Origin of the sequence: Nocardia nepalensis (assembly GCF_048910785.1) — a bacterium.
In the GTDB taxonomy this organism is placed as follows: domain Bacteria; phylum Actinomycetota; class Actinomycetes; order Mycobacteriales; family Mycobacteriaceae; genus Nocardia; species Nocardia nepalensis.
The window spans coordinates 165,160-185,285 of sequence record NZ_JBKBET010000041.1; the positions used below are offsets into that span (position 1 = coordinate 165,160).

A 20,126-nucleotide genomic window follows, 5' to 3' on the forward strand; every position below is an offset into this window, starting at 1 on the left:
CATCGGATCTCAGGTTAACAGCGCCGCGTGGGGCAGGGTGGATCGCCGAGGAATGCCTGGCCATTGCCGTGTACCCGGCCAGGACCGAAGTGGCCTCGGCGCCCATTCCGGCCTCGATCCCACTGAATCCGAGCAAGAATGGGCGCATAGGTCGACCTATGACTGCTTGCGCCAGTCTTCGACGTTCATGCCGCCGATGCCCCAGTCGCTCAGCTCGACCTCGTCGATCACCACGAACGTTGTCGCCGGATCCTTGCCGAGCACATCTCGCAGCAGGTCGGTGACGCCCTTGATGAGCTGGGTCTTCTGCTCCCTGGTCACACCCTCGTTGGTGACTTTGATATTGACGTAAGGCATTACGCGGCCCTTCCCGAGATGAACCCGCCGTCGACGGGGAAGATGTGACCGGTGGTGAAGGCGGCGTCCGCGAGATACAGCACCGCCGCGGTGGTTTCGCTCACCTCGCCGATCCGGTTGAGCAAAGCCAGTCGGCCCGAGGCGCTTTCGTCGCCGTCACCGAACAGTGGCGTGCGAATGATCCCTGGCGCAACGGCATTGACTCGGATCCCGTCCGCCGCGAGTTCCGCCGCAAGGCTCGTCGTCAGGGCGTGCACGCCGCCCTTGCTGACCAGCGCCGCCGATGCGGGTAGGCCCGCCAGCGCGTGGTTGATCAGGACCGTCCCGATATTCACAATGCTGCCACCGGTTTTCTGCGCCTGGAGCTGCCGCACGACCGCCTGCGTGGTGAAGTAGGTGCCCTTCAGGTTCCCGTTCAGATAGCCGTCGAGCTCCGCCTCGGTGACATCGACGAACGGTGTGGCCCCGAAGATTCCCGCGTTGTTCACCAGCACATCCACCCGGCCGAACCGCTGCACCGCCAGGCGCACTAGCTCGGATCCCGTTGCGGGAGCACCGATATCACCGGCGAATACCGCGATCCGCTCCGGTGCGCCCAACGAGTCCGCGACCGTGCCGAGCTTGTCCGCATCCCGTCCGTTGAGCACGACATTGTCGCCGCGCTCGACGAAGGCCCGGGCGATATCGCGCCCGATCCCGCTGGAGGATCCGGTCACGATGACCGTCTTCGCGCTGACCATATTTCTCTCTCTTCCTCGTGATACTTTTCGATACGACCGGTCGTCTTGGAATGGATATGCGTCGACGCAAAGCGGAAATCCGCAGCTCAGGGTCGGAAGTAATCGTCCAGCAGTCGACGCAGACACTTGTGCAGCGGTTCGAGCGAGCGCTCGATCTTCATCCGTATCACCGCCCCCTCCCAGGACTCCAGCAGCAGATCGGCCAGCTCGGTGGCATCGATATCGCCGCGAATGGTCCCGAGCTCCTGCGCCCCACGCAGCGCCACCGCGACCCCGTCTCGCCAGGAATGCCACGCACCGGCCAGGGATTCCCGCAGCACCTCACTGCCCTCGAGCTCCCCACCGAGATTCGCGATCAGGCACCCGCCGGTGAACTCCGCCTGGACGAAGTCGTCCATGAGCCGCGCGAAGAACGCGCGCAACCCGGCGATCGGATCCGCCGTACTCCCCAGCGCCTCGGCCAAATTCCGCTGCACGCACAGCGAGTGATGGTCGATGATCGCCCGCCCGAAGCTCTCCTTGCTGTCGAAGTAGTTGTAGAACGACCCCTTCGGCACGCCCACCGCATCCAGCACCTGTTTGATTCCGGTGCCGTGATAGCCGTTCGTCAAGAACCCGGCGGCCCCCTCCTCCACCAGAGCCTGCCGAGTATCGTCACTGCGTCGCGGTCGCGCCATGCGATTAATATATGACCGGTCGTCTTGGAATGGCAAATTCCGGCCATGACCAGGCTCGATTCAGAGCCGCCGTCGCCAACCGGCGCAGCGAAGGACGAATGATTCGAGATGCTCGGCGGCGAAGCGCTCGGCGAACCAGTCATCCTGGGCGACACCGGAAGTCCACACATACGTCCACGCGGACGTCACCGAATCGAGCCGCACCTGTCGCAATTCGTACTCATCGTCCTCGAACGCATCGAGCACCGCCCGCTCCGCCGCGTCGAGCCCCGACAGCACCGCACCCCGCGCGACCCCACCTACGGCGGGCACCAATCCCGGATACACCCGCCCGGGAAGTGTCGCCACCCGCCACCCGGCCAGCTCCGCCGCGACGCACTCGGGACGCCGACCGATCAACTCGACCAGTACCTCGGGAAACTGCAGCGTCCCGTAGACGAACAACCGATCGTCGTCCGCCATCGCGCGGACGGCTCGCTCGGTCGCCGAGCGCGTGACCGACACGATCGCCGCCGACTCCACCGCGAACTCTTCGGAACTGCCCACGAGCGGAGATTACGCCCGATAGGTCATGTGCGCCCGGCGGGACCGGCACGACACCGACGGACCGATCCACACCCCTCGCGCGACACGCGGCGACCCGGAGCGATACCAGTGATCCGTCGAGCCCCGACGTCAGCGAAACCGACTCAGCCACTGGAGCTTTGATTCCGGGCCGCCTTCGGACGGATGCCGGCTACGCGCCGCCGGTCGGGACCGAAACCGCCAGCACACCCGATGGGCCGGATACGTCGGCGGGCGCGGCGCACCGCCGCCGCTGTGACCCGATAAGACCCGTTTCACGCTGTCGCACGGAATGCGTCGATGTTGCGGGCACACCACTCGGCGAATGTACCCGGACTGCGGCCGAGCAGTTGACGTACGGTGTCGGTGCGGAATCCCACCGTATCGGCGCGCATCAATTCGAACCCCTCGATAATCGCCGCGGCCAGCGCTGGTGGCGCACCGCCTGGGTAGCGGGACTGCAACGCCTCCTGCGGTGTGGCCGCCTCGCGCACCTCTATGGCGTGGCCGACCGCGCGGGCGATGATCGCGACTTGTTCTGCGACAGTGTAGGTTTCCGCGCCGGTGAGGGTATAGGTCATACCCTGGTGCCCGTCGGTGGTGAGCACTTCGGCCACCACGGCGGCGATGTCGGCGGGATCGATCGGGGCGTAGCGGCCGGGTCCGGTGGGATCGAGTACCGCGCCGCCGGAACGGATGGTCCGCGCCCATTCCAGCGCGTTCGTCATGAAGCCGCCGGGCCGCAGCACCGTCACCGGAATGCCGGATTCGGCGACGATCCGCTCGCGCTCGCGATGCCAACGACCCATGGCCGGTACGGGATCGCCCATCGCGTTGATCGACGACAGTTGCACGATATGCCGCAACCCGGCCGCTCGCGCCGCGGCGACCGCATTCACCGTGTGCTCCGAGCCGATGCCCGGCACCAGCAGGAACAGTGCGTCGGCGCCGTCAAACGCAGGCGCCAGGGTCGCTGCATCGTCGAGGTCACCGACGATCAGCTCGCCCCGACCCGCAGCGCGGGCCGGATCACGCACGAGCACACGGTATTCCGCGCCCCTGGCATCGAGTTCGTGGACGAGTTCACGGCCGATATTTCCGGTGCCACCGGTAACCACTATCATCAGATCTCCACATCGTTAGCCGTCTAACGAAGAGAACGTTAGACGGCTAACGATTGATCCGTCAATGCCCGCCGCCCGCGACAAGGAGGCCGATCGTGCCCGAATTCCTCGACCTGCACGGCCGCAGTTCGAAGGTGCTGCGCGCACTCGCCGATCGCGAGATGCGCACGCACGGACTACATCTGGGCCAGAATCACCTGTTGGCCCTGCTGTGGGAGCGCGACGGCCGGACCCCGGGCGAGGTTGCCACGGCGCTGAACGTCGCCACACCGACCGTCGTCAAAATGGCCACCCGCATGAGTGCGGCGGACCTGCTCGAGCGACGCCGCGACGAGCACGACAACCGCCTCGTGCGCCTCTGGCTCACCGAAAAGGGCCGCGCCCTCCAGCAGCCGATCGAAGCACAGCGACAAGCCTTGGAGGACAAGGTAACCGCCGATCTCACCCCGGCCGAACGCCGCCACCTGATGACCGCCCTGCGCAAAATCCACCACACCGCGTCCGAACTGCTCGGCGACTCCGCACCCTGATCCGGCGCTAGCGGCGCACCGCGAACGCGCTGGTACGGGATCGAGTCATGGTGAGCCCGCACCGGCGGCCGACGCTTCGAATTGCGGCGGGCATCGGCCGACATGAGACCTATCGGACTGTCGAGGCTCCCGCTGCGCGGCTATTCCCCTGGGAGCAGCGCTGATTCAGCTCGCTCCGGGGCGCTGCGATCGGATGATCTCCGCGAGGCGTTCGTAATCCTCGGCGCGCGCCGTCGATCCCCGGAAGGCCAGACCAAGAGTGCGCCCGGGAGCAGGCGCGGCGAAATGCGCGGTTTCCAATGTGCCGCGCGAGGTTTCGGCCGCCACGGCCATCTCCGGAATCAGCGTCACACCGAGGCCGCCGGCGACGCACTGGACTACGGTCGCCAGCGAGGCAGCGCGGGTATCCCCGACCGCGCCCGGGTGCGCGTCGGCGGAACGGCAGAACTCGAGGGTCTGATCACGCAGGCAGTGCCCCTCGTCGAGCAGCAGCAGCGGCAGCGTGTCGAGGGTGGCGGGGGCGATATCGGTGCGGCCGGCCAGCTCGTGACCGCGCGGGGTCACCAGCACGAATTCCTCGGTGTACAGGGGGATCTCGACCAGCCCCGGCGCCTCGGTCGGCAGCGCGAGCAGCGCCACGTCCAGGACACCCGTGCGCAAACCCTCCAGGAGCCGCGCGGTCTGGTCCTCGACGACCTGAGGTATCAAGGCGGGCAGCACCTTGCGCAACTCGGGCAGGAGATTCGGCAGCACATACGGAGCAACCGTCGGGATGATGCCGATCCGCATGGTGCCACCGAGACTGTCACCGGTCGCCGATGCGACGAATCGATCGGCCGCCTCGAGCGTTGCCATCGCCTGCGGCAGCAGCCGCATGCCCGCGGCGGTGACGAGCACCCGGCGGGTGCTGCGCTCGATCAGCTGCAGCCCGAGCCCGTGTTCCAATGCGGCCAATGCCTGCGATAACGTGGGCTGGCTCACACTGAGCCTGGCTGCCGCGGTGCCGAAGTGGCGGTACTCCGCAATCGCTACGAACGCACGCAGCTGCGACAGGGTCGGCTGATAAGTCTGATCAGTCACGCCTATCAGTGTAGTGCGACTGATCACGTTTACCTTTCACCGGCCTTTGGGCAAGATCACTTGTGAGCTTTTCGATCCACTCGCTCTAGCAACCCGACTGACGAGGAGACAAGCATGGCTTTGCTGACCATCGGCGACCAATTCCCGGCATACAACCTCACCGCGGTGATCGGCGGTGACCTGTCGAAGGTCGACGCTCAGCAGCCTGACGACTACTTCACCCGGATCACCTCCGACGACCACGCCGGCAAGTGGCGCATCGTCTTCTTCTGGCCCAAGGACTTCACCTTCGTGTGCCCGACCGAGATCGCCGCCTTCGGCAAGCTCAACGAGGAGTTCGCCGACCGCGACGCGCAGGTGCTCGGCGCCTCGGTCGACAACGAGTTCGTGCACTTCCAGTGGCGCGCCCAGCACGAGGATCTCAAGACCCTCCCCTTCCCGATGCTGAGCGACCTGAAGCGTGAACTGGCCTCCGCCACCGGCGTTCTCAATGCCGACGGCGTCGCCGACCGGGCCACCTTCATCATCGACCCGAACAACGAGATCCAGTTCGTCTCGGTGACCGCCGGTTCGGTCGGCCGCAATGTCGACGAGGTGCTGCGCGTGCTCGACGCACTGCAGTCCGACGAGCTGTGCGCCTGCAACTGGAAGAAGGGCGATCCGACGATCAACGCGGGCGAACTGCTCGCCGCGAGCGTCTGAGCACCATCCGAAACACCTGAAAACCCCCGAACGAGAAGAGGATTCGCCGAATGAGCATTGAGACCCTGAAGAACTCCCTTCCCGAGTACGCAAAGGACCTCAAGCTCAATCTGTCGTCCATCGCACGCACCACTGTGCTGAACGAACAGCAACTGTGGGGCACCCTGCTCGCGTCGGCGGCCGCGACCCGGTCGGCGACGACGCTGCGTGAAATCGCCGAGGAAGCCGCGGACAACCTCTCGGCGGAGGCGTACAACGCCGCACTCGGCGCGGCCTCGATCATGGGCATGAACAATGTGTTCTACCGGGGCAAGGCGTTTCTCGAGGGCCGCTACGACGATCTGCGTGCCGGTCTGCGGATGAACATCATCGGCAACCCGGGTGTCGACAAGGCCGATTTCGAGCTGTGGTCCTTCGCGGTCTCCTCGATCAACGGCTGCGCGCACTGCCTGGAGGCGCACGAGAAGACGCTGCGTGAGGCGGGTATCTCGCGCGAGGTGATCTTCGAATCGCTGCGCGCGGCGGCGATCGTCGCCGGTGTCGGCCAGGCCGTCCAATCCACGGAGGCGCTGGCGGCCGTCGCGGTCTGACACCTCGTTACGCCGAGCAACGGTCCCGCCCAAAAGGGCGGGGCCGTTGCCGTTTCCGCGTCGACCGGTACATGTCGGAGCGGCCCGATAGCCTGTCCGCGATACGCACCTCGTGGACAAGGGAGACGGGCCAATGGCTGTCCGCACACCGCCGACCGATGCGGACGCCTGGGTGGTACCCACCGCTTGGTAGTCGAAAACCGATCGGAGCTGAAGCGCCAACGGCCGCACCCTTCGAACCGTCGGAACTCCCAAACGGGAATTTGGGACATAACGGGCAAATTTGCCGGTCGTAGGACAATTCGTCCCAGACAGAAATTCTGCGGCGACGCATAGGAGCACTTTTCGCCGCCCGGTAGGCTCGCGATCATGGGCACACAAGGTGAACCGGAGGCCATTGGTACGCGGGTCGAGGTCGTGCGCGTTTTCACGGACCCGGCCGGGCGGGGCGGTAACGAACTCGGCATCGCCCGTGCGAGCGATGTCGCCGAGGTGGACCACCAAGCACTCGCCGCGCGTGCGGGCTACAGCGAGACCGTCGTCGTCGAGGAGCCGGTCGACGAGGTCGCCAAGGTGCGGATCTACACCCCCGCGATGGAGCTGCCCTTCGCCGGACACCCCTCGGTGGGTACCGCATGGTGGTTCGCCGAGCAGGGCCACCCGGTGCGGACCCTGCAGGTGCCCGCGGGACCGGTCGCCGTCGAACTCACCGACGGCCTCATCTGGATCACGGCGCGCGGCGAATGGGCACCGGATTTCACCTTCCACCAACTCGATGATCCCGACGAACTGGCGAAGCTACGCCCCGACGACTTCACCGAGGGCTCCCACTACGTGTGGACCTGGACCGACGAACACCGCGGCACCGTACGCTCCCGCATGTTCGCCCCGGCCATGGGCATCGCTGAGGACGAGGCCACCGGCGCCGCCGCCGTCGCCCTCACCGCCCTACTGCGCCGCAGCCTGATCATCACCCAGGGCAGGGGCTCTCAACTGTTCACCGGATGGGACTCCGACGGATGGGTCCGCCTCGGCGGTCGAGTCGTCGCCGACTCGGTCATCGAGCTGTAGGCAAGCCCGTCGGCCGCGATCATCCGGATGGGGTCGCAATCATCCGGATACGGCGGCGACCAGCATGTAGGCGGTGCCAAGATCCATCACGATGTGGGGCACCATCGCCGAGGACAGCGCACGACCGGCAACGGAGCCAGTCTGCGTTGAGCCGGTTACGACCGGAGCGGTCGGTGTGGAACCGGGCTGACCCGGTATCGAACCGGACCGGGCCATATCGACCGGCATCGAAATAGCCTCAACCGAATCCCGTTGAGCCGAGCCGGCCGGCAGGCCGATCGGATGCCCGAGCCAGTGCTGAGCACGTCCGGTGGTCGCGGCGACGATCGACGCGATCGCATCCGCGGTGAACAACGCGGCCAATGCCAGCGCGGGAACACGTGCGGGTCCACCGGCATGTCCGCTCGCACCGTGCCCGGAGATCGCGTACAGCATCGCGGACGCGACGACGACGTGATATCCGAGCGCGACCATCCGAGCGCCGGGCACCAACCGAGTCGCACTGCGCCACTGCACAATCCGGTCCACCAGCAACGCCGCGAATACGACGATCATCGCGATCAGCACACCGCGCAACGCAACCGGGTCCGCACCGGCGGGAAACACCAGCATCGCGAGCATGACCAAACACATGATCAGATGCGCGGCATCGGATTCATGACATGCCGCCGTGCCTTTGCCCATCGAATTCGCCTGCGCGCAACCGAAATCGGCCGTACTCGAGCCGCCAACGAGCGGGACCACAACCGCCCCGCACTCCCCTGCCACACGCCGCAGCTCACCGGCCGGTGCCGCCAACCGCCCGAGCACCACCGCCGACGCCAACAGAAACGCCAGCACCACCGCCCACCGCAAAGCGGCATACTCCTGCGCGAATTCCACCACACCCACCACCTCCCGACCCGGCACTACCCACCATTCATGCTCGCACCCAGCATGTCCACCGGCCACCCTTTCCACACAACACGCTCAGTCGCACCCCATCAGGGTTGCGAATCGACACCGCCACCTCAGACACTTCACCCCGCTCAGGCCGGAAGCTCCCGTAGCACGCGTTTGAGCACCTTGCCCGTGGGGTTGCGCGGGAGTTCGTCGATGAACAACACATCACGGGGCACCTTGAAGCGCGCCAGATGCGTCTTGACGTACTCGCGCACCTCATCCTCGGTGAGCGAATACCCCTCTCGCACAACGACTACCGTGCGCAGGCGCTGACCGTACCTGTCATCGTGCACGCCGAACGCGCTGACCTCGGCCACCGCGGGATGCGCGGCCAGGAGTTCCTCGACCTCGCCCGGAAAGACGTTCTCGCCGCCGGAGACGATCATGTCGTCATCGCGCCCGTCGATGAAAAGCCTTCCGGCACTGTCGAAGTGACCGACATCGCCGGTGGACATCAACCGTCCGATGCGGGGCTTGTCGCCGCCACCGGTGTAGCCCTCGAACTGGTAGTTGTTGCCCACGAAGATCCGCCCGGTGGTGCCGGGGCCCACCTCCAGGTCATTGTCGTCGAAGATCTTCACGGTGGTGCTCGGCACCGGGGAGCCGACGCAGCCGGGCTCTATCGCCAGGTCCGCGGGCGTGGCGATGGTCGCGTAGGCCACCTCGGTGGATCCGTACACGTTGTAGACCACCGGCCCGAAGGCCTCGGTCACCCGAACGCATAGGTCGGCGCCGAGCTGCGATCCAGCGACGAATATGATCCGCAATCGCGAGAGATCATGTCCGGCAAAGGCTTTCGGACCGGCGTCGACGAGCCGCTGTAGCATCACCGGCACGGCGATCATGGCGGTGGCGCCGTGCTGGTCCAGGCTGTCCAGCACCGCCTGCGGATCGAACCGGCGCCGGATGACCAGCGTCGAACCGAAGCCGACCGCGAGAATGGCATGCGCGAAGCCGAGCGTATGGAACAGCGGCGCCGGGCATTCGGTGATTTCGCGTGCCCGGAACGGCACCTTGCCGAGGATGGCGCCCAGTGGCGACAGCGAGGTCGGTTCACTGCTGCGCGGCGCACCCTTCGGCGTACCGGTCGTCCCGCTGGTCAGCAGGATGATTCGGGCTGTGGTGCGTGGTTTGCGCGGTGGCGTGCGCGCGGCGCCCGCGATCAGATTGTCCAAGGTGTCGACACCCGGTTTATCGGCCCAGGCGCGGTAGCGGCCGCGCCGCGGCGAGAAGTCGCCGAGCATGCTGGCGTACTCGTCGTCGAAGACCAGCAGATCCGCGCCCTCGCGGGTCGCCACCTCACGCAGCTGCGGGCCCGCGAAGTCGGTGTTGAGCAAGATGATCCGGGCGCCGCACTTGGCCGCCGCGAAGAGTGAGTAGTGGAAGCCGCGGTGGTTGCGCGCCAGGATCGCCACGCCCTCGCCATCACGCAGACCTCGTGCGCGCCAGGCATTCGCCAGTGCGGTGCTGCGCTCGTCGAGTTCGCGGAAGCTGACGCGGCCGAGTTCGTCGATGATGGCGGTGCGATCGCGATAGCGCAGGGCGGCAACGGTTGTCAGCCCGCCGAGCAGTCCCGAGCGCAGCACCGCCACGCCCATCCGGGCGATCCGATCCGGGCGTTCGGGCGTCGCGAGTCCGGCGCGCACGGTCAGGGCGGCGTAGTAGGTCTCATCGGCGGCCCGGCGCGCCGCGGTCGCGGCCAGCGTCCCGACCTTGTTGGCAAACTTCATGATTCGATCCTCACGTCGTCCGCGTCCGATCGCACGTCGACTGTCGCCGATCCGCCGCGCCGGTCGCCCCGGTCGCCCCGGTCGCCCCGGTCGCCCCGGTCGCCCCGGTCGCCCCGGTCGCCCCGGTCGCCCCGGTCGCCCCGGTCGCCCCGGTCGCCCCGAATTGTGCTTGTGCCGTCGAGGTTTCCGGACGGGGCAGCCGGCTGAATACCCTTCGCCGCAGCCGATTCGGGGACCATACGGTGGAAGTAGTGCAGCAGCAGTCGCGCGGTCCGCGGCATCAACTGACTGCCGGTCGCGGCGAGGGCGCCCAATGGCACGCCGACGTGGTCCGGTTGCCGTCGGAGCGCGTCGATCAGCAAGGCCACCGCCTCGTCCACCGTGAGCGGGGCGAAGCCACCCCAGCCGGTCGGGCCGATCATGTCGGTGTCGACCAGCGGCAGGTGCACGGTGCCGAATCGGACTCCGTCACTGAGGCATTCGACGGCGGCGACCCGCATGAACGCATCCAGCGCGGCCTTGGACGACACATACGCCGAGAAACGAGGCAGGTTGGCCTGCACCCCGATCGACGAACTCGCCAGCACATAGCCGGAACCCCGGGCCCGCATGCCCGGCAGCAGGCGCAGCGTCAGTCCGACCGCGCCGAGGTAGTTGACCCGCATGGTGCGCTCGTAATCGTGCAGGCGCCGTTCGGAATTCGCCACCGACCGGCGGATCGAACGACCCGCGTTATTGACCAGGATCTGCGGTGCGCCGAATTCGGCGAGCACCTGGTCGGCGACGGCATCGATGCCCTCGTCGGTGGACAGATCCCCCGCGATCGCGTGCGCCACCCCGCCGCGCTCGCCGATCTCGCGCACCAGCACCGCCAATTCATCCGCGCGCCGCGCCACCACCAGGGTCGTCGCACCCGCCGCCGCGACCGCCTCGGCCAACGCTCGGCCGATTCCGCTGGAGGCGCCGGTGATGAGCACCGTGCGTCCCGCGACCCGATCGGCCAGCGACGGCACCCAGGGCGCGGGCAGGCGACGCGGTTTGATCAGCGCATTGTTCGTGCGCTGCGCGAACTTCTCGAATATCGGCATCGTTGTCCACCTAAGGTGAGGGCGAGTGCCCTCACAGTAAAGCGTGCCGAAGGAGTTCGTCGAGTGCCGACCCAGACAGCAGGGGCCGGGCGCGCGGTCCATGATGGTCCAATGTCCAGCGAAGTCGACGAGCACCTGCCGAGCCCCACCGCCACCCTGCGGATCGTGATCGATGATCTGTCCGGACCCGAGGTGGCGGCCCTGCTGACTCAGCATCTGGCCGAGATGTACGACAACTCACCCGCCGGCAGCGTGCACGCCCTCGACCTGGACGCCCTGCGCGGACCGAACGTCACATTCTGGAGTGCCTGGGAGAACAGCGAACTCGCCGGCTGCGGCGCACTCAAACAGCTCGACCCCACGCACGGCGAGATCAAGTCGATGCGCACCGCCACCGATCGCACCGGCCGCGGCATCGCCCCCACCCTGCTGAACCACCTCATCGCCGAGGCCCGCGCACGCGGCTACCACCGGCTCAGCCTGGAAACCGGAGCCTCCGACTACTTCGCCCCCGCGCAACGGCTCTACGCCCGCCACGGCTTCGAGGTCTGCGCCCCCTTCGCCGACTACCTCGAGGACCCGCACAGCGTCTTCATGACTCGCGCCCTCTGATCGTTCGGCACGGCCCGGATCGGCGTGATCGCCGGTCCAACTCAGGCGGCGTTGATCGCGGTGATCAGCGTTCGATTGCCCGCTGTTCGGGTCGTGATGATCTGGGTGAATGTCTGTGGCTGCTCGCCGGGACGCTGTTGGGTGAGGCGGACTTCCCAGTGGGCCTCGCCCGCATCGGTGCCCGCGCGGGTGATCTGCACGCAGTAGAGCGTGCCGACGGGGACCTGGTTGATGCCCCGCTGGATCTGATCGGCGGCGGGTACATTCGCGTCATCGGCGACGACGCCGCGCGCCGCGAATCCGGAACGCTGCACGTAATAGGCGCGTTCGAAGGCGAGGATCGCCGAGGGGCCATCGCTGGTGCCGCCCGGATCGGTGCCGGAGATGACATCGCCGGTGCGCCGCTGTTCGCAGCCGGGAGTCGCGACCGCCGACGGTTGATCGCCGGGGGCGGTGGTTCCAGGGGCGCGCCCGGCGGTGCCCTGTGGGTAGGCCGGAGTGGTCGCGGCGGCAGGTCGCTTCGGGTCACCCGAGCCGCCGAAGACGAACATCACCACCGAGACCACCGCGAGCAGCACACCGAGCACGATCAGCACCGCGACCACCCGATTGCCGCCACCTGCCGGTTGCGGATCGCGACGCCGCGGCGGATGCCGCAGTGCCGGACCAGGATTCCCACCGGACCGATCGATGATCGTGGGCACGACGGAACTGGTCTCCGCCGGTAGGGCGGATTCGGCCTCGGCCGCCCGCGTTCGAGTCCGGCTCCGATCCGCCTCCGGTGGCGCTTCGGCGGGGCGGCGCGGTTCGAGCCACTCCTGCCAATCCCCGGCCGGCCTGGCGCGACGCGGCCGCTCGGGTGGGTCGAGCGGATCGACCCGCGGTGCCCGCCGTTGACCGGAACCGCGGCGCGGGTTCGAGCGCCGTCGCCGCTTCGAATCCGGGGCGGCGGGCCGGACCATGGGCAGTCCGGTGTCGAACGGATTGCCCTGGTTCTGGCTCGGGGAGCCGGAATCAGAGCTCGTCATCGTCGAATTCGCCGATCACCGCTGGCGGGACGGTCGCCATCGCGGTCGGCACGGTGACGCCGAGCTGGCCGTCGCGCGGGCGGCGGTCCTCATCCGATTGCGACGACGGCGGCATCGCCAGACCACCGGTGGTGCCCGGCTGGTTCGCCGGCTCCGGCGCGGACGGTCGCGACGGCGGCGTTTCCGTGCTGGCGGCCGGTGGCTGCGGCGCCGGCGTCGGCGCGGGCGCCGGTTTCGTCGCGGTGGATCCGTTGGGCGGGATCACCGAACTGGTCCCGGCATTCGGCGCGGGCTTGGCCGACTGACCCGATCCGCCGCCGAAGTCGATCACGTTCGAGGGCTTGCTCGAGGATTCGCCCGTGGTCGAGTTCGTGGTGCTGCCGGGATGGATGAGTTCGGGAATCGCCTTATCGATCACCTTATCGGCCGAGGTGGCCACGGTATCCATGGCGTGCGTGCCGACCTCGGCGATCTTGTCGATGAGGTGGGTGCCGATATTGACCCCCGCCTCGATGGCCGCGGTGCCGACCGAAACACCGGCGTTTATCAGGTACTGCTGCAACTGGAGTTGGGCGGCCTGCACCGGATCCAGCGGCGTTGTCGTCGTCACGCCCGCGGTGGTGGTGCCGTCCGTGGTAGTGGGCACGACCGATTGCTGGTAGGTGCCGACGCCCTGTGGTGTGGTCACCGTAAGCGGCCCCATCGCGTCCAGCCGCGCGGTATGGCCGTCCATTTCCGACCGCGCGGTACTGACCGCGGTGACGGCGTCACGCAGCGCCTGCGTGGCCCGCGCGATCACGGCATCGGTATCCGAGGACGCGCTCGCGGTGCTCATGATCTGCCGGGCGTCGCGGCGGAAGTCCGCGATGATCTGGTCCACCTTCTGCGCGGCGCGGGAGCTGGTGGCATGGGCATCCCCGAGCACCGACAGGTATTCGGGTCCGCGGTCGGAGATGTCGCCGATCTGGGTTTGGGTGGTGCGCAATGCCGGAACGGCGTCGTCGGCGGCGCGCGAGGTCCAGGTCGACTCGAGTGCGTGCAGGCCGTCGCGGTGCGGACCCTCGGTATCGGCGACCTGGGTGGAGGCCGCGGACAGCGCGTCGACAACGGACTGGTCCGGTGTCGCGACACCGCTGCCGAGCGAGGCGCGCAGCTGCAGCAGCGGCTCGACCAGCGCGGCCACAATCGGCGGATCCACATTCGGGTCGACGGTCGTGGTGGGCGTGTCGGCCGCGGTGTTCGCGGGCCGTCGTCGCAGTAATCGTCTCATGACAGCGCTTCTCCTTGCCGGGCAAGGGCGCCCGCGGAATCGACGTCGATGTCCTGCATATCCGCGCTGTAATCGCGCAGCACCTGCCCATAGGCGGCCACCAATTGCCCTGCGGTCGAGAGCGCCTGGACGTGCTCGTTCACCTTCTCGGTGAAACGGGCCACGAATCCGGCGCCGATCGGTCCGAGGTCGGCGGCCAGCCGCTCCGGATTCACCGCGCCACCCGCGACAGCCGACGCCGAGGCCAGCTGTTGCGACACCGTATTCGCGATCGTGGTGTAGGCGGCCATCGCCGCCGGGTCGAGCTTCAGCGCGTCCACTGTTCCCCCTTGATAAATACGGAAACCAATCTGTCGCGTTATATTTCGACACTCCGAGCGTACTTGGGACCCGGACAATGCGCGCCCGATCCTGTGTTCCGATGGAGTCTATGTCGCTTCCGCTGGCGCTTGTGCGACACCGGCACTTCGCAGCAGATACCGAGGTAGCGGTGCGAAAATGATCACTTTCAACTCGCGGCGGACCTATGCTTAGCCGACGAGGTTGGTCCCATCATCACCCTGGCGGGTCGCGCACAGGGTGCCGGTAAGGTTAGGGGTCAGAAACGTGAAGAACAGCAAGCGTTTTCGAAACTGGTCGGTCAGATCCGCAGTGCTAGTCGGTGCCGTTTCGGCCGGGCTCCTGATGGCGGGCACGGCGCAGGCCGAACCATTGTGGCCCGGTGGACCGGATATCGGCACACCGGCGATCATTCCGCCCATTCCACCAGCTCCCGTCTACGCACCGTGCGGCACCTCGGCACGGATGTGTATGCGGCTCTCGACCAACGAAGCCTGGCTGATGGACAACGGCAAGGTCACCTACGGCCCGACCCCGATCTCGCATGGGCGGCCGGGATACGAGACGCCGCCCGGCGTCTTCAAGGTCGCCTTCAAGAGGGAGGACTTCTGGAGCACCATGCACAACGCTCCGATGAAGTGGGCCGTCTTCTTCAACGGTGATATCGCCACCCACATCGGCCCCATCGAGGAACAGTCGCACGGCTGCATCCGGATGACCCCCGAGGGCGCCGAGGCGACCTACCGTTGGCTCGAGCCCGGTGACGTAGTCGAAGTCGTACGCTGACAACGTCTTTGGTCACCGAGCAAGGCCCGAGCGGAAATCACCGCCCGGGCCTTTCTCGTGTCGATCCGCGGCCTTACCGTTCGCCGACGAGCTCGGGAGCGAGATTCGCGTCGTCTTCCATGACCGCTTCGCCGCGGGCGACCATGCCCGCCTCGTCGGAGAGTTTCATCTGGGGGATGAACAGGGCGAGCAGGAAGGCGAGTATCGCGCCCGGGATGAGGTACCAGAAGCCGGGAACCAGGGCGTCCACGTAGGCGCCGACGATTGCGTCGTGCAAGCCATCGGGTAGGTGTTTCACGACCGAGGGAACCAGGGCGCCGGGATCCAGTTTCGCCGCAGCGGCTTCGGGGCCGTGGGAGACGAACACGTCGGTGAGACCTTCGGTCAATCGGTTGGTGAAGATCGAGCCGAAGATGGCTACGCCGAGTGCGCCGCCCATTTCGCGGAAGTAGTTGTTGGCACTGGTCGCGGTGCCGATCTGGTTGGGGGCCACCGCATTCTGTACGACAAGAACGATGATCTGCATGATCAGGCCGAGGCCCGCGCCCATGACGAAGAGCATCGCGGAGACGACCCACATCGCGGTGTCGGCGTCCAGGCGGGTCAACCACAGCATGTCCACGAACATCAGCGCCGCGCCGAGCGGCGGATACGCCTTGTAGCGGCCGGTCTTGGTGACCATCGTCATCGACGCGATCAGCGCGATCATCAGGCCGACCATCATCGGGATCAGCAGCAGACCCGATACCGAAGCCGAAGCGCCCGTTGCCATTTGGAGATAGGTCGGAATGAAGGACAAGGCGGCGAACATCACCAGCCCGACCAGGAAGCCGATCGCGGAGGTCAGCACGAAGGTGCGGTTGCGGAACAACCACAGCGGCAGCATCGGCTCCTCGGCGCGTGCCTCGACGAGCACGAAGGCGGCCACCACCGCGATGAACGCGGCGATCATCGTGACCATAACCGTTGAGCCCCAGGCGTATTGCTTCCCACCCCAGTCGGTGATCAAGATCAGCAGAGTGGTCGCCGCCGACATCAATACGACACCGAGGTAGTCGGGCCGGGTCTTGGGCCGGTGGCTGGGGATGCTCAGGTAGCGGAAGGCGATGAACAGCGCGGCGATACCGATCGGCACATTGACCCAGAAGCACCAGCGCCAGCCGAGGTGATCGGCGAAGAAGCCGCCCAGCAGCGGACCGGCGACCGAGGTGATGCCGAAGACCGCACCCATCGGGGCCATGTATTTGCCACGGTCCTTGGCGGGCACCACATCGGCGATGATGGCCTGCGCCAGGATCATCAGACCACCGCCGCCCACACCCTGCAGGCCGCGGAAGGTGATGAACTCCCAGAAACTCGTCGACGAGGCGGCGCCGATGGATGCGGCCGTGAAGATGGTGATGGCGAACAGGAACGGCCAGCGACGGCCGAACAGGTCACCGAACTTGCCGTAGATCGGCATCATGATGGTGGTCGCGAGCAGATATGACGTTGCGGTCCAAGCCATATGGGAGATGCCGCCCAAGTCGCCGACAATGGTCGGCATGGCGGTGCCAACGATCGTCTGATCCAGGCTGGCCAGGAACATCCCCGCGATCAGCGCGCCGAAGATGAGCCAGATTCGCTTCTGCGTCAGTACGATCGGCGCGGGGGGCGATTCAGCCGTGATGGTCATCGGTCACGTCTCCTTTTCTGGTCGCCGGCTGCTCGAACAGCCGGGCGGCCATGACACAGTGTTGGTGTACCGCCGCTGCCAGCGATACGTTCGGATCCTCGGCCGAGGTCATCGCTGCCCTCGTGGTGATGGTCGTCATGAATCCCGCTGCCAGACCGGCGAATTCGGGTGAGACGGCACTACCCAGCCGAGCGCCGAGCAGGTCGGAGATAACGCTCTGCAATCGGGCGCCCGAGGCGACGAAGGCCGCGAGCACCCGTGGCTCGGTCTTGATGATCTCGGTAACCAGGGCGATGCCCTCGCGGACTTCGCTCTCGGATTCGAAGCCGTGGGCGAACAACCAGGTGAGATCGTCCATCAGCACACCGCTCGGTCCGCCAGCGATGAACCGCTGGCGCAACTCCGGCGTGCCGATCTCCCCGATCGGCCCGACTACCGCATCCATTTTCGTCTCGTAGTAGTTGAAGAACGTGCGGGGCGAGACCCCGACCGCCCTTGCGATGTCCTCGACGGTCGTCGCGTCCAGCCCGCGCTCGACCGCCAGCCGTCGAGCGGCAAGACAGAGCTCGAGCTCGGTCTGACGCTTCTTCTGTTCTCGCAACCCGATCGGGCGCTCGTCGCGCGTGGCCTTGGACATGTCCGCCAAAGTAGCACAAACTGCAATTTTTCAGAAACTGCAAGTTCAGTGGCATACTCCGTCACAGCCGGGACGGCGACGGCCGGGAACAGGCACGGCGGATGCACGCAGCGGACCGAGTCGGCGCGTACCGACACCCCTGCGTGCTGTCAACCCATGAATTCACCCAGCGTATGAATCTCCTTGGGACGTAGGACAATTCGATACGTTATCAATGTGAATTAACTCCGATATAACTCAACTTTCATCGAGTCGCTACTCGATTTTCGATAGTGTTGAGCTTGCCTACAGCGAGGTGGGATTTCGAGAACTCACGTCGGTCGGGGGGATAACGCCCGGAGGAGAGCTCCAAGTGAAGTATCCAGTGTGCGCTCGCGTGTTAGGTCCATTGACGCTTGCCCTGAATAATCAGAACGCCACGCCAACTGCTCAAAAGCAACGCCAACTGCTCGCATTACTCCTCGTCAGACACGATACCGTCGTTCCGGTCACCACCCTGGTGGAAGAACTGTGGAACGACGATCCGCCGCGGAGCGCCGTCACCGTCGTGCAGACCTACGTGCTCGGAATTCGCAAGAAGATGGCCGAACAACTCGGCATCGGACAGGCCGAGGTGGCCGAGCGTTTTCTGCGCACCCGCAGCAAAGGCTATTCCTTCGACGTCAAGGACTGCCTCTTCGATTTGCGCGATTACCAGAGCATGTCCGAGGCCGCCCGCTGTGCCGCCAAGACCGGCGACGACTACCGCGCGGTCGACCTGTTCACCGCCGCGGAGGCGCTGTGGAGCGGTCCGGCGCTGGTCGATGTGGAGGGCGGCATCCCGCTCGCCGCGGAGATCTCGCATCTGGATCACCTGCGGCTGACCAATGTGGAGCTGCGGGTCGAGGCCGAGCTGCGGCTCGGCAGATACCGTGAGGCCTGCCCCGACCTGGCCCGACTCACCATGCAGCACCCGCTGCACGAGCGTCTGCAGGCGTATTACATGTTCGCCCTGTGCCGTTCGGGCCAGCGGGCCAGCGCCCTGGCTTCCTACCAGCGGTTCAGCAAGCTGATGCAGCATGAACTCGGCCTCGACCCGTGCCAGAAGCTGCAGAAACTGCATCAGGACATACTCGCCGCCTCCGACGTATCGGTGAGCGCCATGCTCAACAGCCGCCACGCGGGATATCTCATCGGCTGGTACTCCCCCGAATTCCGCTCGGCTCGAGCAGAACCCGCTTAACCCTCCCGCAACAACTCGTCCACCAGCGCGGTCGAGTGCGTGGCCGATCGCATGGCCGGATGGTCGAGTACTTCGCGTAGGAAATCCCGGGTCGTCTCGACCCGCGCCCCGGAAATCCGGAATTCAGCCAGGGCTCGCCGCATGCGCGCGAGCGCCTGGTCCCGGTCGGGCGCCCAGACGATCAGTTTCGCCAGTAGCGAATCATAGTGCGGCGGGATCGAATAACCGGCGTGCACGTGCGTATCGACGCGTACGAACGGACCACCCGGCGGTGTGAATTCCGACACAATTCCCGGAGCCGGTGCGAATTCGGCGGCCGGGTCCTCAGCATTGATCCGGCATTCAATTGCAGCACCGCGCAGGGAAATATCGTCCTGAGCGATGCCGAGCGGTTGCCCAGCGGCTATCCGAATCTGTTCGGCGATCAAATCGATGCCCGTGACCATTTCGGTCACCGGATGTTCTACCTGGATTCTGCAGTTCACCTCCATAAAATAGTAATTCCCCTCCCGATCCACCAGAAATTCCACGGTTCCGGCGCCGACATAGCCCGCTTCCAGCACCCCGTCCACTGCGGATTTGCCCATCCGCGCCGCGAGTCCGTCCGGCAGTCGCGGCGCGGGCGACTCCTCGATGAGCTTCTGATGTCGGCGCTGCACCGAGCAATCGCGTTCGCCGAGGTGCACGCCCTTGCCGTAGCCGTCGCACAGCACCTGGATCTCGACATGCCGCGCGCCCTCGAGGTACTTCTCCAGATAGACTCGACTGTCCCCGAACAACATTCGCGCGGTAGCGCGGGTCTCCTGGTAGGCGCGCGGGAACGCCGCACTCTCGCGCACCACCTGCATGCCACGCCCGCCACCGCCCGCGGCCGCCTTGATGATCACCGGATAGCCGATCGAGTCGGCGAGCGCGTGCGCCGCATCGGGTTCGAGCGGATCGAGACTGCCCGGCAGCAGCGGCAACCCCGCCTTGGCCATCAGTGTGCGCGCCGACTGCTTGTCGCCGAGCTCGGCCATCACATCGGCGGGCGGGCCGATCAATGTGACCCCGGCCGCACGGCAGGCATCGGCGAAATCCGGTGACTCCGAGAGGAATCCGTATCCAGGATGGATGGCATCTGCTCCGGTCAGCTCGGCGGCGGCAAGCACGGCCGCGGCATTGAGGTAGCTGCGCTTGGCCGCCGCGGGCCCGATCTGCACCGATTCATCGGCGAACCGCACGACCGCCGATTCGGCGTCGGCGACCGAATGCACCGCGACGATGCGCACGCCGAGTTCCCGGCAGGTGCGCGCGACCCGCAGCGCGATCTCGCCACGATTGGCGATCAGAATCTTCTCGAACATGGTGTCCCGCACTCTC

22 protein-coding genes are annotated in these 20,126 nt (G+C 66.4%); 7 read left to right on the forward strand and 15 right to left on the reverse strand.

Annotated elements, in window-relative coordinates; translation table 11 throughout:
* Positions 1–156 precede the first annotated feature (156 nt).
* From ACHQ4I_RS40585 to ACHQ4I_RS40605, 5 genes are all read right to left on the reverse strand, one after another.
* Entirely contained in the window at positions 157–357 is a 201-nt protein-coding gene (locus ACHQ4I_RS40585) for a tautomerase family protein (RefSeq protein WP_420777229.1), read from the reverse strand.
* Positions 357–1,097, reverse strand: coding sequence for an SDR family NAD(P)-dependent oxidoreductase (locus ACHQ4I_RS40590; protein WP_420777230.1), 741 nt, complete (start codon positions 1,095–1,097; stop codon positions 357–359). Before ACHQ4I_RS40590 ends, ACHQ4I_RS40585 begins: the two co-directional genes overlap by 1 nt.
* 86 nt (positions 1,098–1,183) lie before the next feature.
* Positions 1,184–1,774 carry a TetR family transcriptional regulator C-terminal domain-containing protein gene (locus ACHQ4I_RS40595; protein ID WP_420777231.1) on the reverse strand — a complete coding sequence of 197 codons (591 nt, stop codon included), beginning with the start codon at positions 1,772–1,774 and terminating at the stop codon, positions 1,184–1,186.
* Positions 1,775–1,834: 60 nt separating this feature from the next.
* On the reverse strand, positions 1,835–2,320 hold the full coding sequence (locus tag ACHQ4I_RS40600; RefSeq protein ID WP_420777232.1) for a gamma-glutamylcyclotransferase family protein: 486 nt from the start codon (positions 2,318–2,320) through the stop codon (positions 1,835–1,837).
* Between the two features lie 293 nt (positions 2,321–2,613).
* Entirely contained in the window at positions 2,614–3,462 is an 849-nt protein-coding gene (locus tag ACHQ4I_RS40605; protein WP_420777233.1) for an SDR family oxidoreductase, read from the reverse strand.
* 95 nt (positions 3,463–3,557) lie between these two features.
* On the opposite strand from ACHQ4I_RS40605, the gene ACHQ4I_RS40610 reads away from it, so the two are divergent.
* Positions 3,558–3,992: a MarR family winged helix-turn-helix transcriptional regulator gene (locus tag ACHQ4I_RS40610; protein WP_420777234.1), complete on the forward strand. Its 435-nt coding sequence runs from the start codon at positions 3,558–3,560 to the stop codon at positions 3,990–3,992.
* A gap of 165 nt (positions 3,993–4,157) precedes the next feature.
* Here the strand turns inward: ACHQ4I_RS40610 and ACHQ4I_RS40615 are convergent, their stop codons facing one another.
* Positions 4,158–5,072 carry a hydrogen peroxide-inducible genes activator gene (locus ACHQ4I_RS40615; RefSeq protein ID WP_420777235.1) on the reverse strand — a complete coding sequence of 305 codons (915 nt, stop codon included), beginning with the start codon at positions 5,070–5,072 and terminating at the stop codon, positions 4,158–4,160.
* 114 nt (positions 5,073–5,186) lie between these two features.
* Here ACHQ4I_RS40615 and ACHQ4I_RS40620 point away from each other — a divergent pair, with 114 nt between their 5' ends.
* The 3 genes from ACHQ4I_RS40620 to ACHQ4I_RS40630 all read left to right on the forward strand — a co-directional run bounded on the left by ACHQ4I_RS40620 (position 5,187) and on the right by ACHQ4I_RS40630 (position 7,435).
* Positions 5,187–5,774, forward strand: a complete 588-nt coding sequence (locus tag ACHQ4I_RS40620; protein ID WP_420777236.1) for a peroxiredoxin — start codon at positions 5,187–5,189, stop codon at positions 5,772–5,774.
* Between the two features lie 50 nt (positions 5,775–5,824).
* The gene (gene ahpD, locus ACHQ4I_RS40625) at positions 5,825–6,364 is read left to right on the forward strand and encodes an alkylhydroperoxidase, AhpD family (RefSeq protein ID WP_420777237.1); all 540 of its coding nucleotides are present in this window, start codon (positions 5,825–5,827) and stop codon (positions 6,362–6,364) included.
* A gap of 369 nt (positions 6,365–6,733) precedes the next feature.
* Entirely contained in the window at positions 6,734–7,435 is a 702-nt protein-coding gene (locus tag ACHQ4I_RS40630; protein WP_420777238.1) for a PhzF family phenazine biosynthesis protein, read from the forward strand.
* Between the two features lie 39 nt (positions 7,436–7,474).
* Here the strand turns inward: ACHQ4I_RS40630 and ACHQ4I_RS40635 are convergent, their stop codons facing one another.
* From ACHQ4I_RS40635 to ACHQ4I_RS40645, 3 genes are all read right to left on the reverse strand, one after another.
* The gene (locus ACHQ4I_RS40635) at positions 7,475–8,320 is read right to left on the reverse strand and encodes a DUF5134 domain-containing protein (RefSeq protein WP_420777239.1); all 846 of its coding nucleotides are present in this window, start codon (positions 8,318–8,320) and stop codon (positions 7,475–7,477) included.
* A gap of 143 nt (positions 8,321–8,463) precedes the next feature.
* The gene (locus ACHQ4I_RS40640) at positions 8,464–10,107 is read right to left on the reverse strand and encodes an acyl-CoA synthetase (protein WP_420777240.1); all 1,644 of its coding nucleotides are present in this window, start codon (positions 10,105–10,107) and stop codon (positions 8,464–8,466) included.
* Positions 10,104–11,297 carry an SDR family NAD(P)-dependent oxidoreductase gene (locus ACHQ4I_RS40645; protein WP_420777241.1) on the reverse strand — a complete coding sequence of 398 codons (1,194 nt, stop codon included), beginning with the start codon at positions 11,295–11,297 and terminating at the stop codon, positions 10,104–10,106. The genes ACHQ4I_RS40640 and ACHQ4I_RS40645 overlap by 4 nt, the downstream gene beginning before the upstream one ends.
* A gap of 9 nt (positions 11,298–11,306) precedes the next feature.
* On the opposite strand from ACHQ4I_RS40645, the gene ACHQ4I_RS40650 reads away from it, so the two are divergent.
* Positions 11,307–11,807, forward strand: a complete 501-nt coding sequence (locus tag ACHQ4I_RS40650; protein ID WP_420777242.1) for a GNAT family N-acetyltransferase — start codon at positions 11,307–11,309, stop codon at positions 11,805–11,807.
* 41 nt (positions 11,808–11,848) lie between these two features.
* Here ACHQ4I_RS40650 and ACHQ4I_RS40655 read toward each other — a convergent pair whose 3' ends face one another.
* From ACHQ4I_RS40655 to ACHQ4I_RS40665, 3 genes are read right to left on the reverse strand one after another with little or no spacing between them, the layout of a single operon-like run.
* Positions 11,849–12,835 carry a DUF8176 domain-containing protein gene (locus tag ACHQ4I_RS40655; protein ID WP_420777243.1) on the reverse strand — a complete coding sequence of 329 codons (987 nt, stop codon included), beginning with the start codon at positions 12,833–12,835 and terminating at the stop codon, positions 11,849–11,851.
* Positions 12,822–14,105, reverse strand: coding sequence for a hypothetical protein (locus ACHQ4I_RS40660; RefSeq protein ID WP_420777244.1), 1,284 nt, complete (start codon positions 14,103–14,105; stop codon positions 12,822–12,824). Before ACHQ4I_RS40660 ends, ACHQ4I_RS40655 begins: the two co-directional genes overlap by 14 nt.
* Positions 14,102–14,425, reverse strand: a complete 324-nt coding sequence (locus ACHQ4I_RS40665; protein WP_420777245.1) for a hypothetical protein — start codon at positions 14,423–14,425, stop codon at positions 14,102–14,104. The genes ACHQ4I_RS40660 and ACHQ4I_RS40665 overlap by 4 nt, the downstream gene beginning before the upstream one ends.
* Before the next feature lie 331 nt (positions 14,426–14,756).
* Here ACHQ4I_RS40665 and ACHQ4I_RS40670 point away from each other — a divergent pair, with 331 nt between their 5' ends.
* Positions 14,757–15,230: a L,D-transpeptidase gene (locus tag ACHQ4I_RS40670; protein ID WP_420777246.1), complete on the forward strand. Its 474-nt coding sequence runs from the start codon at positions 14,757–14,759 to the stop codon at positions 15,228–15,230.
* Positions 15,231–15,303: 73 nt separating this feature from the next.
* Here ACHQ4I_RS40670 and ACHQ4I_RS40675 read toward each other — a convergent pair whose 3' ends face one another.
* Positions 15,304–16,905 (reverse strand): MDR family MFS transporter, encoded by a 1,602-nt coding sequence (locus ACHQ4I_RS40675; RefSeq protein ID WP_420777247.1) that lies wholly within the window; start codon positions 16,903–16,905, stop codon positions 15,304–15,306.
* Positions 16,889–17,542: a TetR/AcrR family transcriptional regulator gene (locus ACHQ4I_RS40680; RefSeq protein ID WP_420777248.1), complete on the reverse strand. Its 654-nt coding sequence runs from the start codon at positions 17,540–17,542 to the stop codon at positions 16,889–16,891. The genes ACHQ4I_RS40675 and ACHQ4I_RS40680 overlap by 17 nt, the downstream gene beginning before the upstream one ends.
* 352 nt (positions 17,543–17,894) lie before the next feature.
* Here ACHQ4I_RS40680 and ACHQ4I_RS40685 point away from each other — a divergent pair, with 352 nt between their 5' ends.
* Positions 17,895–18,764 (forward strand): AfsR/SARP family transcriptional regulator, encoded by an 870-nt coding sequence (locus ACHQ4I_RS40685; protein WP_420777249.1) that lies wholly within the window; start codon positions 17,895–17,897, stop codon positions 18,762–18,764.
* Here the strand turns inward: ACHQ4I_RS40685 and accC are convergent.
* Positions 18,761–20,122, reverse strand: a complete 1,362-nt coding sequence (accC, locus tag ACHQ4I_RS40690; RefSeq protein ID WP_420777250.1) for an acetyl-CoA carboxylase biotin carboxylase subunit — start codon at positions 20,120–20,122, stop codon at positions 18,761–18,763. The two genes, ACHQ4I_RS40685 and accC, sit on opposite strands and share 4 nt — an antisense overlap.
* Positions 20,123–20,126: the final 4 nt, after the last annotated feature.

What these genes read in the sequence shown, in the direction of transcription:
- ACHQ4I_RS40680 (WP_420777248.1), bottom strand. Translation starts at nt 17,542, where the DNA reads ATGTCCAAGGCCACGCGCGACGAGCGCCCGATCGGGTTGCGAGAACAG.
- ACHQ4I_RS40650 (WP_420777242.1), top strand. Translation starts at nt 11,307, where the DNA reads ATGTCCAGCGAAGTCGACGAGCACCTGCCGAGCCCCACCGCCACCCTG.
- ACHQ4I_RS40630 (WP_420777238.1), top strand. Translation starts at nt 6,734, where the DNA reads ATGGGCACACAAGGTGAACCGGAGGCCATTGGTACGCGGGTCGAGGTC.
- ACHQ4I_RS40595 (WP_420777231.1), bottom strand. Translation starts at nt 1,774, where the DNA reads ATGGCGCGACCGCGACGCAGTGACGATACTCGGCAGGCTCTGGTGGAG.
- ACHQ4I_RS40660 (WP_420777244.1), bottom strand. Translation starts at nt 14,105, where the DNA reads ATGAGACGATTACTGCGACGACGGCCCGCGAACACCGCGGCCGACACG.
- ahpD (WP_420777237.1), top strand. Translation starts at nt 5,825, where the DNA reads ATGAGCATTGAGACCCTGAAGAACTCCCTTCCCGAGTACGCAAAGGAC.
- ACHQ4I_RS40620 (WP_420777236.1), top strand. Translation starts at nt 5,187, where the DNA reads ATGGCTTTGCTGACCATCGGCGACCAATTCCCGGCATACAACCTCACC.
- ACHQ4I_RS40585 (WP_420777229.1), bottom strand. Translation starts at nt 357, where the DNA reads ATGCCTTACGTCAATATCAAAGTCACCAACGAGGGTGTGACCAGGGAG.
- ACHQ4I_RS40655 (WP_420777243.1), bottom strand. Translation starts at nt 12,835, where the DNA reads ATGACGAGCTCTGATTCCGGCTCCCCGAGCCAGAACCAGGGCAATCCG.
- ACHQ4I_RS40640 (WP_420777240.1), bottom strand. Translation starts at nt 10,107, where the DNA reads ATGAAGTTTGCCAACAAGGTCGGGACGCTGGCCGCGACCGCGGCGCGC.
- ACHQ4I_RS40645 (WP_420777241.1), bottom strand. Translation starts at nt 11,297, where the DNA reads ATGGACCGCGCGCCCGGCCCCTGCTGTCTGGGTCGGCACTCGACGAAC.
- ACHQ4I_RS40590 (WP_420777230.1), bottom strand. Translation starts at nt 1,097, where the DNA reads ATGGTCAGCGCGAAGACGGTCATCGTGACCGGATCCTCCAGCGGGATC.
- ACHQ4I_RS40605 (WP_420777233.1), bottom strand. Translation starts at nt 3,462, where the DNA reads ATGATAGTGGTTACCGGTGGCACCGGAAATATCGGCCGTGAACTCGTC.
- ACHQ4I_RS40675 (WP_420777247.1), bottom strand. Translation starts at nt 16,905, where the DNA reads ATGACCATCACGGCTGAATCGCCCCCCGCGCCGATCGTACTGACGCAG.